We start from the raw sequence: 13611 nt of genomic DNA, 5'->3' as shown, positions 1-13611 counted from the left end.
TTCCTTTTGATGAATCAGGTTAAAAGTTAGTACGTTGAACGGCCGCCGGAAAGATCAAACACGGCGCCGGTCGAAAAAGAGCAATCTTCTGTGCACAGCCAGCTCACCATGGCGGCCACCTCATCGGGCGTGCCGAAGCGGCCCATGGGGATTTTAGAAAGCATGAACTGGATGAACTCGGGCGTCATCTGCTCAAAAATCGGCGTCTTGACGGCGGCCGGCGTGACGCAGTTGACGCGCACACCGGTGTCGGCGAGTTCCTTGCCCAGCGATTTGGTCAAGGCGATCACCGCGGCCTTGCTGGCGCTGTAGGCGCTGGCGTTGGGGTTGCCCTCCTTGCCGGCGACCGAGGCGATGTTGACGATGCGCCCGTAGTTGCGCGCGCGCATGTGCGGCACCACTTCGCGGCAGCAGAAAAACAGCCCGTTGAGGTTGACCTGCTGCACCTGCATCCACTGCTCGGGCGGGTAGTCCCAGAGCTTGACGTTGGGGCCGGTGATGCCGGCCGAATTGACCAGCGCATCAATGGCCGGGTTGTGGGCCACCGTCTGTTTGACCGCCTCCACCACGCTGGCATGGCTGCCCACATCGACGGCCACGGTGTGCACACCGGCCCCCAGCGCCTCTTTGGCCTGGGCCAGCGCTTCGGGCTTGATGTCCCACAAGGTGACCGTGCCGCCCGAGGCCAGCATGCGCTGCGCAACCGCAAAGCCCAGGCCGACCGCACCACCTGTCACGACGGCGTGCCGCCCCTTCAGGTCGAGCTGGTTCATATGGTGATGCCGCCGTCGATGTTGTAGGCCTGGCCGGTCACAAAAGCGGCTTCGTCGCTGGCCAGGAACACCACCAGCGGCGCGATTTCATGCGCCTGGGCCAGGCGCCCCAGCGGCTGGCGCGCAATAAAGGCCTTGCGCGCCTCCACCGGGTCGGCGTTGGCGTTGATGCGGTCCTGCAGCGAAGGCGTGTCGACGGTGCCGGGGCAGATCGCATTGCAGCGCACGCCGTCGGCCACAAAGTCGGCCGCCACGCTTTTGGTGAGGCCTATCACCGCGGCCTTGGTCGTGCCGTAGATAAAGCGGTTGGGCAGGCCCTTGATGCTGCCGCAGACGCTGGCCATGTTGATGATGCTGCCGCGTTTCTGGGCCTGCATTTTCGGCAGCACGGCCTGGATCATCCAGAACTGCGCGCGCACATTGAGCTGGAAGGCGAATTCAAGCTCTTCATCGGTGGCCTGCAGCGCCGTGCCGCCGTGCACAAAACCCGCGCAGTTGAACAGCACGTCCAGCGCCGGCAAGCTGCCCACCAATTTATGGATGGCGGCCTTGTCGAGCACGTTCAGTGGCAGCGCGGTGACGTTGGCCACGCCCTGGTAGCTTTCCAGCAGTTGGGGGTTCAGGTCGGTGGCCCAGACCTGCGCGCCTTCGGCCGCCAGCGCCAGCGCGCTGGCGCGCCCAATGCCCTGGCCCGCCGCGGTGACCAGTGCTTTTTTTCCTTCAAGTCTCATCAGTGCTCCTACAGGGTTTTGCCGGATGTTGGCCCGGGGGTTTCATGGGATTATCAATTGGCCTGACCACTTGTCCAATTCTGGCTAACCCTTAAGTCGCCTTTTTCCCTTTTTTCTCTTTCCCTCCCGTTTTCATCCCATGCCCCTGCAGACCGTCGAACCGCAACGCCTGTATCGCCAGATCGCCGAGCAGTTGCGCACGCTGATCTCCGCCGGCGAATGGGCCGTGGGCGCGCGCCTGCCGGCCGAGCGCGACCTGGCGCGGCAGCTGGGCGTGAGCCGGCCTTCGGTGCGAGAGGCGCTGATCGCGATGGAAGTCGAGGGCTGGGTCGAGGTGCGCACCGGCTCGGGCGTCTATGTGCTGGACCGCAGCAAGGCGCCCAGCCACGCCAACGGCCGGGCCGAGCAGATCCCGCCCGATGAATGGGGCCCGCTGGAATTGATACGCGCGCGCCGCGTGGTCGAAGGCGAAGTCGCCGCCATGGCCGCCACCCAGGCCAAACGCAAACACATAGACGCCATGGACAAGGCCATTGCCAGCATGAAACTTGACGCAGACCGCGGCGTGCTGCCGCTGAACGGCGACCGCGCGTTTCACAGCGCCATTGTCGAATCCTGCGGCAACGTGGTGCTGATTGAAACCATACAGCGCTTCTGGGATTCGCGGCGTGGCCCGCTGTTCGAACGCCTGGGCGGCCATTTTGAAACTGTCGAATCCTGGCGTTCGGCGATCGCGGAGCACGAGGCGATTTTTGACGCAGTGTGCAAGCACGACCCGGATGCCGCGCGCGCGGCCATGCACGCACACATGGACCAGTCGCACAAGCGCTTCAGCGTGAGCTGGCGCCGGACCACCAAACAATCAAAAGCACCCAAGAAATAAGAAAAAAAGCAGCATCCCGCACCCGGAGATTTCCCCTCATTTCCCCTCCACAGCAACTTGATCCTTATAAAAAAGAAAGCGAGACACGCATGAATTTCCTGACCCGCACCCGACGGCTGGCCGCAGCCCTGCTGCTCACCGGCCTCTGCGGCGGCGCCTGGGCCCAGCCCTACCCGAACAAGCCGATTGAAGTGATGGTGGCCTTCCAGCCCGGCGGCGGCACCGACTCGCTGGCGCGCGCCTATGCCGAAGCGGCCAAAAAATACACGACCCAATCGCTGGTGGTCTACAACAAGCCGGGCGCCAGCGGCGCCATCGGCCTGGCCGACGTGGTGAACGCCAAGCCCGACGGCTACAAGATCGCCATGCTCTTCGTCGAGGTGACCATATTGCCGCACATGGGCATCACCAAGATCACGCAGGACGATTTCATCCCCATCGCCCGCCTCAACGCCGACCCGGCCGCCATCACGGTGCGCGCGGATTCACCCTACAACACGATTGAAGACTTCCTGGCCGCCGCCAAAAAGACCGGCAGCGACGTGAAGGTCGGCAACGCCGGCAACGGCTCGATCTGGCACCTGGCCGCCGCCTCGCTGGAAGAAAAAACCGGCGCCAAGTTCAACCACATCCCCTTCCAGGGCGCCGGCCCCGCCGTGCTGGCCTTGCTGGGCGGCCATGTGGACGCCGTGGGCGTGAGCCCGGCCGAGGTCGCGGTGCACGTGGCCGCCGGCAAGCTGAAGATTCTCGGCGTGATGGCCGACCAGCGCGTCAAAGGTTTCGAGAATGTGCCGACGATGAAGGAACGCAAGATAGACCTGTCCATAGGCACCTGGCGCGGCTTGGGCGTGGCCAAGGGCACGCCGCCTGAAGTCGTGGAAAACATCCGGGCCTTCAGCAAGAAGGCCGCCGACGAACCCGTCATGCGCGAGGTCATGGACAAGCTCAACCTGGGCTATGCCTATGCCGACGGCCCCGCCTTCAAGGCGCAGATGGTGCGCGACAACGACAACTTCAAGCAACTCGTGAGCAAGCTCAACCTGAAGAACTGAGGCAGCAGCTTCACGGCGTGCGCGCTGGCGCGCACGGCCGTTTTCCCTTTTCATGCCAGCAACACCTTTTTTGAGGAGACAACCATGAATGCATTCCACCAAAAACGATTCGCCGTCAAAGCCATCGCCGCCTGCGCGCTGATGGCGGGGGCCCTGGGCTTTTCCGGCATTGCCGCCGCGCAAACCAAGCTCAAATGGGCGCACGTCTATGAAACTTCCGAGCCCTTCCACAAGTGGTCGGTCTGGGCCGGCGACGAGATCAAAAAACGCACCAACGGCAAGTACGAGATCCAGGTGTTTCCGGCCTCCACGCTGGGCAAGGAGGCCGACATCAACCAGGGCCTGACCCTGGGCACCGTGGACATCATCCTGACGGGCGCGAGTTTTGCCGGCCGCACCTACCAGCCGCTGGCGATCGGCTACTTCCCCTTTATCTTCCGCGACGCCGAGCACCAGCTCAAGTTCGCCAACAGCGACGTATTCAGGGAACTGGCCGCCGGCTACGATCAAAAGAGCGGCAACCACATCACCGCGCTCAATTACTACGGCGCGCGCCATGTGACCTCCAGCGCGGCCCGCCCCATCACCAAGCCCGAAGACATGAAGGGCCTGAAGATCCGCGTGCCTGACGCGCCGGCCTATATGGCCTTCCCCAAGGCGCTGGGCGCCAACCCGACGCCGATTGCCTTTGCCGAGGTGTACCTGGCGCTGCAGAACGGCACGGTGGACGCGCAGGAGAACCCCCTGCCCACCATCGAAGCCAAAAAGTTCTTTGAAGTGCAGAAGAACATCTCGCTGACCGGCCATATCGTCGACTCGCTGCTGACCGTGGTCTCGGGCCAGCTCTGGGGCAAGCTCAGTGCCGACGAGAAAAAGATCTTCAGCGACGTGATGCTGGAAGCCGCCGAAAAGACCGGCCGCGAGATCATCGCCTCGGAAGCCCGGCTGGTCGAGGAGTTCAAGAAAAAAGGCAACAACGTGATCACGGTCGACAAGAACGCCTTCCGCGCAGCGGTGCTGAAGAACACTTCGCCCGCGGACCAGGGCTACCGTCAAGCCGATTACGACCGCATCATTAATCTTAAATAAGAAGTGCCATAGACGTTTGCTGCGCGGCCGGCCAAACCTGGGTCGGCCGCTGCGCATACGGCTAACTACCGGCGCTCTGCTGGTAAAGATATGAAACAAGGAAATACGATGACCGAAAAAATCATCAGCGACGATGGTTCATTCCACACCGAAGACGAGGCGGTGGACCTGTCGGCCACCACGGCCGAGGGCTGGCTGGCCCTGGCGTTTTTCTGGGTGCTGGGCGCCACGGTGCTGTACCAGTTCATCACACGCTATGTGTTCAACGATTCGGCCGCGTGGACCGAGGAGATCGCGCGTTATGAACTGATCGCCGTGGTCTTCATAGGCGCGGCCATAGGCGTGGCCAAGAACAACCACATCCAGGTGGATTTTTTCTACCGCCACATGCCGGCGAAGATGGGGCGCGTCATGTCCACCGTGACGGACGTGCTGCGCATAGGCTTTTACGGCGCGGCCGTGTTCATGACCATCCAGATGATGGAAAAAATCGGCAACCAGACCCGCATGACCATCGTCGACCTGCCCATGAACATCGTGTACGGCCTGTGCCTGCTGGGTTTTGCCGCCATGCTGGTGCGTTCGCTGCAGGTCGCCCTGATTCATTACCGCCGCGGCTACAGCGTGCTGGAACGCCCCGAATCCACCATGGAAGACCGCTGAACGCGAAGCACCCCTCACCATCATGCTCAAAATATTCTTCCTGATCTTCATGGGCGCCGGCATCCCGGTCGCCATCGCCATGGCGGGCGCCTCGCTGGTCTACATCCTGGTCACCGGCAACCTGCCGCCGTTTGTGGTGATACACCGCATGGTGTCGGGCATCGACAGCTTCCCGCTGCTGGCCGTGCCCTTCTTCATCCTGGCCGGCAACCTGATGAACAACGCCGGCATCACCACCCGCATCTACAACTTCGCGCTGGCGCTGGTGGGCTGGCTCAAGGGCGGCCTGGGCCACGTCAACGTGCTGGGCTCGGTGATCTTCGCCGGCATGAGCGGCACGGCGATCGCCGACGCGGCCGGCCTGGGCACCATCGAGATCAAGGCCATGAAGGAGCACGGCTATTCGTCGGAGTTCGCGGTCGGCGTGACGGCCGCCTCCGCCACGCTGGGCCCCATCATCCCGCCCAGCCTGCCTTTTGTGATCTACGGCATGATGGCCAATGTGTCGATAGGCGCGCTGTTCCTGGCCGGGCTGTTGCCGGGCCTGCTGATGGCGGTGCTGATGATGCTGACCGTAGCCTACTTCGCCCACAAGAACAAATGGGGCGCCGACATCAAGTTCTCGGGCAGCAAGCTGGGCAAAGCCTTGATAGAGCTCGGCGTGGTCGCTGCCTGGCCGCTGGTGCTGTGGCTGCTGATCAGCAAAGCCGGCGCGCCTGCCCAGGTCACGGTGATTGCCGGACTCATCGCCTTGTTCGTGCTCGACAAGATTTTTAAATTCGAAGCCGTGCTGCCCATCATGACGCCGGTGCTGCTGATTGGCGGCATGACGACAGGCCTGTTCACGCCGACCGAGGGTGCGATCGCGGCCTGCGTCTGGGCCATGGTGCTGGGCTTCTTCTGGTACAAGGCACTGAAGTTCAAGATGTTCGTCAAGGTCTGCCTGGACACCGTGGAAACCACCTCCACCGTGCTCTTCATCGTGGCGGCCGCGTCCATCTTCGGCTGGATGCTGACGGCCACCGGCGTCACCACGGCGATTGCCGCCTGGGTGCTGGGTTTTACCCAGAGCCCCTGGGTATTTTTGCTGCTGGCCAACCTGCTGATGCTGTTTGTCGGCTGCTTCCTGGAGCCCACCGCCGCCATCACCATCCTGGTGCCCATCCTGCTGCCCATCACCGCGCAACTGGGCATAGACCCTGTGCATTTCGGCCTGGTCATGGTGCTCAACCTGATGATCGGCCTGCTGCACCCGCCCATGGGCATGGTGCTGTTTGTGCTGGCCCGGGTGGCCAATCTCTCGGTGGAAAGGACCACCATGGCCATCCTGCCCTGGCTGGTGCCACTGCTATTGAGCCTGGGAATCATCACCTACTTCCCCAAGGCAGTACTCTGGTTGCCAAAAATGTTTTACTGAATGGTGAACAATCACCCCCGAAGCGCAAATAGACCAAACACCCCCGAAGCGCCTTAGGCGCTTCCCCCTCAAGGGGGCGCCACTTGCGGCCCGGCGAAGCCGGTTCCGCGGTGGCCGCTGATGAAATCACACAGAGCCGAGCCATGACACCCTTTATTCGCCTCCATCCTGCCGACGACGTCCTGATTGCCCGCGCCCAGCTGGTGGGTGGCACTCTGGTAGAAAACATCACCGTGCGCGGCCTGATCCCTGCCGGCCACAAGATCGCCACGCGCGCGTTGGCCGCGGGCGAGCCGGTGCGGCGCTACAACCAGATCATCGGTTTCGCGAGCAAGCCCATCGCGCCTGGCGAGCATGTGCACTCGCACAACCTGGACATGGGACCCGACAAGGGCGACTTCGCGCGCGACTATGCCTTCGGCGCCGACGTGAAGCCGGCGCCGGCCAAACGCGAAGCGACCTTCATGGGCATCAAGCGGCCCGACGGCCGCGTGGCCACGCGCAACTACATCGGCATCCTCTCCAGCGTGAACTGCTCGGCCACGGCCGCACGCGCCATCGCCGACCATTTTTCGCGGCAAAACAACCCGTCGGCGCTGAAAGACTTTCCCAACGTCGACGGTGTGGTGGCGCTCACGCACGGCACGGGCTGCGGCATGGACAGCGACGGCCTGGGCCTGCAGATCCTGCAGCGCACGCTGACGGGCTACGCCACGCACCCCAACTTCGCCGGCGTGCTGGTGGTGGGCCTGGGCTGCGAGTCCAACCAGATCAACGCCTGGCTGGCCCACGGCAGCCTGCGCGAGGGCGAAACCCTGCGCGTCTTCAGCATCCAGGACACCGGCGGCACGGCCAAGACCGTGGCCAAGGGCATCGCCATGATCAAGGAAATGCTGCCGCAGGCCAATGCCGTCAAGCGCGAGCCCTGCAGCGCCGCCCACATCACCATAGGCCTGCAGTGCGGCGGCTCCGACGGTTATTCGGGCATCAGTGCCAACCCGGCCCTGGGTGCGGCGGTGGACTTGCTGGTGGCGCACGGCGGCACCGCCATCCTCAGCGAAACCCCCGAGATCTACGGCGCCGAGCACCTGCTCACACGCCGCGCCGTGCGGCCCGACATCGCCGAAAAGCTGATCTCGCGCATCAAATGGTGGGAGCACTACACCCAGATCAACGAGGGCGAAATGAACAACAACCCCTCGCCCGGCAACAAGGCCGGCGGCCTGACCACCATCCTCGAAAAGTCGCTGGGCGCGGTCGCCAAGGGCGGCACCTCCAACCTCGAGGCCGTGTATGAATACGCCGAGCCCGTGGACGCGCACGGTTTTGTCTACATGGACACCCCCGGCTACGACCCCGTCAGCGCCACGGGCCAGGTGGCCGGCGGCGCCAACATCATCTGCTTTACCACCGGCCGCGGCTCGGCCTACGGCTGCGCGCCCTCGCCTTCGCTCAAGCTCGCCACCAACTCGGCGCTGTGGCAGCGGCAGGAAGAAGACATGGACATCAACTGCGGCGAGATCATCGACGGCGGCGTGTCGGTGCAGGAGATGGGGCAACGCATCTTCGAGATGGTGCTGGCCACCGCTTCGGGCGAACCGAGCAAGAGCGAAAAACACGGCTACGGCCAGAACGAGTTCGTGCCCTGGCAAGTCGGCGCCGTGATGTAAAGGCAACCCTGAACATGATGCAAAAAACCATTCCAGCCCAGGAGCTGCGCGCGCAGTGCGCCCGCATTTTTGTCGCCACCGGCAGCTCAGCCGAAGAAGCCGAAAAAGTCGCCGCCAACCTGGTGATGGCCAACCTCAGCGGCCATGACTCGCACGGTGTGGGCATGCTGCCGCGCTATGTGGACGCGGTGCTCGAAGGCGGCCTCACCCCGAATGCCAAGGTCAAGACGGTGCTGGACGCCGGCGCGCTGCTTTCGCTGAACGGCCAGCACGGCTACGGCCAGGTGGTCGGCGAGCAGGCCATGGCCCTGGGCATGGCGCGCGCCAAAGAACAGGGCAGCTGTATTCTGGCGCTGGCTGAATCGCACCACCTGGGACGCATAGGCCACTTCGCTGAAATGGCGGTGGCCCAGGGCCTGGTGTCGCTGCACTTCGTCAACGTCATGACGCGCGCCGTGGTGGCGCCCTGGGGCGGCACGGATGGCCGCTTCGGCACCAACCCCTGCTGCATCGGCGTCCCGTTAAAGGGCCAGCCGCCGTTTGTCCTTGACTTTGCCACCAGCCGGGTCGCGCAGGGAAAGATGCGCGTGGCGCACAACCAGGGCAAATCCGTCCAGCCGGGCCTGCTGATCGACGAACATGGCCAGCCGACGACCAACCCCGGCGTTGTGGTGGTGCCGCAAGCCAACGGCTTCTTCGGCGCGCTCATGCCTTTCGGCGAGCACAAAGGCTACGGCATGGCCGTGGCTTGTGAATTGCTGGGCGGTGCGCTGACCGGCGGCGGCACCTGGCACAAGCAGGCCCCGGTGGGTCGCGCCGTCTACAACAGCATGCTGACCATCCTGATCGACCCGGCCAAACTGGGCACGCAAGAGGCGCTGGAAACCGAAGCGCCGGCCTTTGCCGAATGGCTGCGCCAAAGCCCGCCGGCCGACGGCGTGCAGGCGGTGCAGATCGCCGGCGAACCCGAACGCCGCGCCCGCGTGGAACGAGAGCGCGACGGCATCGAGATCGACGCCAGCACCTGGGAAGAAATCGTGGGCGCTGCCGCCAAGGTGGGGCTGAGCCTAACGAACTGAGACCTTCAGTTGAACCGCGGGCTGCGCGAGGGGGTGATTCTTTATCAGTGGGGGCCGGGGTCCGGCTTTGCCGGCCCCAAGTCGCCCGTCCCCTGGAAGGGGAAAAGGCGCGACACGAAGTGCGCGTCCGATAGGGGTGGCTCTTGTTAACCCAATATGGTCGCCAGGCTGGCTTCGAGGTGCTCGGATGGCAGGCGTTTGAAGCCTGAGCGGGCAAAACGCTGCAGGCGTCCCACCATAAAGGCCACGATCACCGAGGCACGCACCTGGGCATCTACCGTGGGGGTGGCGGCGCCGCTGGCGGCTGCGGCATCGCGCAGGCTCTGTTTGAGGCTGGATTCCAGTTTGTCGAAGAACTGGTTCATGCGCTCTTGAAGCCTGTCGTTTTCAAACACCAGGGCATCGCCGACCATGACGCGGGTCATGCCGGGGTTCTTTTCGGCGAATTGCAGCACCATGACCACCAGCTTGCGGGTGCGGACCGAGTGGTCGGGTTCGCGTTCGCCGATCTGGTTGATCAGGGTGAAAACGGTTTGCTCAATGAATTCGATCAGGCCTTCGAACATTTGCGCCTTGCTGGCGAAATGGCGGTACAGCGCGGCTTCGCTCACTTCCAGCCTGGCGGCCAGGGCCGAGGTGGTGATGCGTTCGGCGCCCGGCTGCTCCAGCATGGTCGCCAGCGCCTGCAGGATCTGGACCCGGCGCTCCCCCGGTTTGGGGCGCTTGCGCACCGCAGGCTCGGCGGATGCTGGCGTGGCCTGGGGGCTCAATTCGGATTCAGACGCTAAGTCGGACATAGGCGATGGAATGGAGAATGTTTCAAAAAACCGGAAATCGTTGCAATTGATTCTCGCACAGGGAAGTGACGGATCAGGGCTTGCGGTGCCTGGGTTTTACCGCGTGAGGCGAAGCTACAACGTTCTGTTTCGTAACAGCGAGCGCTCACTGTGGCGGGCGGACTACAAACTCAGGCGGACCCGCAATCCACGCGGGCCCGAGGCCTCGGTGCCGCCGTCGGCCAGCGCCAGCTGGGAATGGTGGACGCGGGCAATTTCGCTGGCGATCGCCAGGCCCAGGCCGTTGCCCTCGCCTTCCGTGCCCTGGACCCGGTAAAAGCGCTGCAAGGCCTTGACGCGCTCGTGCGGCGCGATGCCCGGGCCGTCGTCCTCGACCTCCAGGAACACCCCGGAACGCTGGCGGCCGGGGTCCAGCTTGTCGTCCGGCGGCGCGCCGGGGCCGCAGCGTATGGTGACGGTGCCGCCGGCCGGCGTGTACTTGACGGCGTTGTCCACCAGGTTGCCCAGCAGTTCGCGCAGCAGCCATTCGTAACCCGTGGCCTGGGCGGGCTGGGCCTCCAGCCCCAGGTCTATGCCCTTGCGGGTGGCGGCGTCCAGGTGCAGCGGCAGGATGGATTCGCACAGGTCCTTCAGGTCCACGCGCTGCATGGGCTGGGCGGCGATGGCCGAGGCGTCGGCGCGCGACAGCGCCAGCAGCTGGTTGGCCAGCTGCGAGGTGCGGCGGGTCGCGTTGCGCAGCTTGATGATTTTTTCGGCCGAGAGCGTGACGGCGCCGTCCGAACCCGCGGCCTGCGCGACCCGGGCCGCCTGCGCCCAGGCCTCGACCTGCGCCTGCAGCCCGGCCAGTGGCGTGCGCAGCTGGTGCGCGGCGTCGGCCACAAAACGGCGCTGGCCCTCGGCCTGGTCGTTTACCAGGCCGAACAGCCGGTTCAGCGCGCTGACCAGCGGCTGGACCTCGGCGGGCGTGGTCTGCGGGTCTATGGCGCTCAGGTCGCGCGGGCTGCGGCGCTCCACCGCGTCCTTGAGCTCGATCAGCGGCTTGAGCGCGCGCGTGACGGCCCAGTTGAGCGCGAAGCCCGCGGCCAGCACCAGGACCAGGTTGGGCAGCAGCACCTTGATCAGCACGGAGCGCACCCACTGCTGGCGCGGGTCGGAGCCGTCGGCCAGTTGCACGATCAGCTCGCCCGCGGCCGTGTTGACGCGCTGGGCCGCGATGCGGTAAGTCGCGCCCTTGTGTTCGATGCTGTGGAACTCGGTCTCATGCGTGGCCGGCAGCAGGTCGGGGATCCAGGCCTCGCCGGCCATGAATTCGCCCTGGGCGTCGGAAATCCGGAAGCCGGCGGAACCGGTGCGGCCCTTGAGGAAATCGTCCACCGCGGGCGCCAGCAGCAGCAGGGGCTCGCGCCCCGCGGGCGTGATGCCGGGCCCCACCACGGAATCGGCCAGCAGCGGGATCAGCCGCGCCAGCTGCTGGTCTTTCTGCAGCGCGACGTTGCCGGCGGTCTGGTAGTCAAAGTAAATGCTGAGCAGCGCAAAAATCCCCAGCGGCACCAGCAGCAGCAGCAACAGGCGGCGCTGCAGGCCGGACTTCATGGCCGGCGGCATCAGGCGGCTGTCGCCGGTTCGCGCGGCCAGGGCGGCCAGGCGGGCCTTCAGGCGGTCGGCCCAGGGACGGCCGGGGGCATCCATGCGCGCGGCGCTTACTCGGCGCCCGCGCCGGGCATGCCGGGCGCGGCTTCCGTCAGTTCCAGGCGGTAGCCAAAACCGCGAATCGAGCGCACGGCAATCCCGTGCGGCTCGAGCTTGCCGCGCAGGCGCGAGATGTAGACCTCGATGGCGTTGGGCGTGATTTCCTTGTCCCAGCCGGTCATGGCCTGCAGCAGCTTGTCCTTGCTGGCGGGCTTGGGAGCGTTGATCAGCAGGTATTCCATCACCGTCCACTCGCGCGGGCCGAGTTCTATCAGCTGGCCGTTGGCGCGGGCCTCGCGGTTGGCCGTGTCGAGTTCCAGCGCACCGAAGCTCAGGGTGGCGCTGGTGGCGGCCTGCGAGCGGCGCAGCAGCGCGCGCAGGCGGGCCAGCAGTTCGGGCAGCTCGAAGGGCTTGACCATGTAGTCGTCGGCGCCCAGGTCCAGCCCTTGCACGCGGTCCTGCAGCGCGTCGCGCGCGGTCAGGATCAGCACCGGCATGGTGAGGCCGCCGCGGCGCAGGCGCCGGGTCAGCTCCAGGCCGTCGATGCGCGGCAGGCCGATGTCGATGATGGCGGCGTCAAAGGTCTCGCCCTGCAGGACTTCCTCGGCGCGTTCGGCGCTGCCGACCCAGTCGACCGCATAACCGGCGTCGCTAAGCCCCAGCTTGATGCCGCTGGCTACCATCACGTCGTCTTCCACCAGTAGGAGTCGCATCACGAATTGTCCGGTTCGCTGCCAATGCTCTTATATATAGAGAGGGGCGCGCTGTCTGCTCTTGTTCTTTTCAGCGCAGCGCCAGCCCGCAGTCTGACAGAGTCGCACTTTCACCAGGCTGACGGCGGCCGCCGACTTTGCGGCGATTTTTTCAGTGCGATCTAATCATGGTGCCGTAAGCTTGGTCGGTCAGGATTTCCAGCAGCATGGCGTGCGGCACCCGGCCGTCGATGATGTGCACCGAGTTCACGCCGCTCTTGGCCGCGTCCAGCGCGCCTTCGATCTTGGGCAGCATGCCGCCCGAAATCGTGCCGTCGGCGAACAGCTCGTCGATCTCGCGGGCGCTCAGGTCTGTGAGCAGCTCGCCGGCCTTATTGAGCACGCCGGGCGTGTTGGTGAGCAGCACCAGCTTCTCGGCTTTCAGCACCGTGGCCAGCTTGCCGGCCACCACGTCGGCGTTGATGTTGTAGCTCTCGTTTTCCTCGCCGAAGCCGATCGGGCTGATCACCGGGATGAAGGCGTCGTCCTGCAGCGCCTTGACCACGCTGGGGTCTATGCTGACGATGTCGCCGACAAAGCCGATGTCGTGCTCCTTGTTCGGGTCGTCCTTGTCGATCATCTTGAGCTTTTGCGCGCGGATCAGGCCGCCGTCGCGCCCGGTCAGGCCCACGGCCTTGCCGCCGGCCTGGTTGATCAGGCCCACGATGTCCTGCTGCACCTGGCCGGCCAGCACCCATTCGACGACTTCCATGGTTTCCTCGTCGGTGACGCGCATGCCCTGGATGAAGTGGCCTTTTTTGCCCAGGCGGTTCAGCGCCGCCTCGATCTGCGGGCCGCCGCCGTGCACCACCACCGGGTTCATGCCCACCAGCTTGAGCAGCACCACGTCCTCGGCGAAGTCGGCCTGCAGGGCCGGGTCCGTCATCGCATTGCCGCCGTATTTGATGACCAGGGTCTTGCCGTGGAACTTGCGAATGTAGGGCAGCGCCTGGGCCAGGATTTCGGCCTTGTCGCGCGGGCCGACGTGGGAAAGGTCAGGATCAGTCATGGGGGTG

13 protein-coding genes are annotated in these 13611 nt (G+C 64.8%); 7 read left to right on the top strand and 6 right to left on the bottom strand.

Annotated features, from left to right (window positions below; all coding sequences use genetic code 11):
* Positions 1-26 precede the first annotated feature (26 nt).
* Entirely contained in the window at positions 27-773 is a 747-nt protein-coding gene (locus tag ACSQ27_RS15150) for an SDR family NAD(P)-dependent oxidoreductase (protein WP_436156332.1), read from the bottom strand.
* A complete protein-coding gene (locus ACSQ27_RS15145) occupies positions 770-1504 on the bottom strand; it encodes an SDR family oxidoreductase (RefSeq protein WP_436156331.1) in 735 nt (244 codons plus the stop codon). Before ACSQ27_RS15145 ends, ACSQ27_RS15150 begins: the two co-directional genes overlap by 4 nt.
* A 139-nt stretch (positions 1505-1643) precedes the next feature.
* Between ACSQ27_RS15145 and ACSQ27_RS15140 the strand changes: the two genes are divergently transcribed.
* The 7 genes from ACSQ27_RS15140 (at position 1644) to ACSQ27_RS15110 (ending at position 9357) form a co-directional block, all read left to right on the top strand.
* A complete protein-coding gene (locus tag ACSQ27_RS15140) occupies positions 1644-2387 on the top strand; it encodes a FadR/GntR family transcriptional regulator (protein WP_436156330.1) in 744 nt (247 codons plus the stop codon).
* 89 nt (positions 2388-2476) lie between these two features.
* Complete coding sequence (locus ACSQ27_RS15135) at positions 2477-3439, top strand: tripartite tricarboxylate transporter substrate binding protein (RefSeq protein ID WP_436156329.1); 963 nt, start codon at positions 2477-2479, stop codon at positions 3437-3439.
* An 84-nt stretch (positions 3440-3523) separates the two neighbouring features.
* A complete protein-coding gene (locus ACSQ27_RS15130) occupies positions 3524-4528 on the top strand; it encodes a sialic acid TRAP transporter substrate-binding protein SiaP (protein WP_436156328.1) in 1005 nt (334 codons plus the stop codon).
* 108 nt (positions 4529-4636) lie between these two features.
* Positions 4637-5191, top strand: coding sequence for a TRAP transporter small permease (locus tag ACSQ27_RS15125; protein ID WP_436156327.1), 555 nt, complete (start codon positions 4637-4639; stop codon positions 5189-5191).
* 22 nt (positions 5192-5213) lie between these two features.
* Positions 5214-6608, top strand: a complete 1395-nt coding sequence (locus ACSQ27_RS15120; RefSeq protein ID WP_436156326.1) for a TRAP transporter large permease — start codon at positions 5214-5216, stop codon at positions 6606-6608.
* A gap of 143 nt (positions 6609-6751) precedes the next feature.
* Positions 6752-8278, top strand: a complete 1527-nt coding sequence (locus ACSQ27_RS15115; protein ID WP_436156325.1) for a UxaA family hydrolase — start codon at positions 6752-6754, stop codon at positions 8276-8278.
* Between the two features lie 17 nt (positions 8279-8295).
* The gene (locus ACSQ27_RS15110; protein WP_436156753.1) at positions 8296-9357 is read left to right on the top strand and encodes a malate/lactate/ureidoglycolate dehydrogenase; all 1062 of its coding nucleotides are present in this window, start codon (positions 8296-8298) and stop codon (positions 9355-9357) included.
* 146 nt (positions 9358-9503) lie between these two features.
* Here ACSQ27_RS15110 and slmA read toward each other — a convergent pair whose 3' ends face one another.
* The 4 genes from slmA to argB form a co-directional block, all read right to left on the bottom strand.
* Positions 9504-10154: a nucleoid occlusion factor SlmA gene (slmA, locus tag ACSQ27_RS15105; RefSeq protein WP_436156324.1), complete on the bottom strand. Its 651-nt coding sequence runs from the start codon at positions 10152-10154 to the stop codon at positions 9504-9506.
* A 162-nt stretch (positions 10155-10316) separates the two neighbouring features.
* A complete protein-coding gene (locus tag ACSQ27_RS15100; protein WP_436156752.1) occupies positions 10317-11747 on the bottom strand; it encodes an ATP-binding protein in 1431 nt (476 codons plus the stop codon).
* Positions 11748-11854: 107 nt separating this feature from the next.
* Positions 11855-12556, bottom strand: a complete 702-nt coding sequence (locus tag ACSQ27_RS15095) for a response regulator (RefSeq protein ID WP_436156323.1) — start codon at positions 12554-12556, stop codon at positions 11855-11857.
* Between the two features lie 151 nt (positions 12557-12707).
* Positions 12708-13604, bottom strand: a complete 897-nt coding sequence (gene argB, locus ACSQ27_RS15090; protein ID WP_436156322.1) for an acetylglutamate kinase — start codon at positions 13602-13604, stop codon at positions 12708-12710.
* Between the last annotated feature and the right edge of the window lie 7 nt (positions 13605-13611).

This window comes from Polaromonas sp. LjRoot131, assembly GCF_964252805.1.
Taxonomy (GTDB): Bacteria; Pseudomonadota; Gammaproteobacteria; order Burkholderiales; family Burkholderiaceae_C; genus Polaromonas.
The sequence above is the reverse complement of the archived record's forward strand: the minus strand, read 5'-3'. Positions and strand labels throughout refer to the sequence as shown.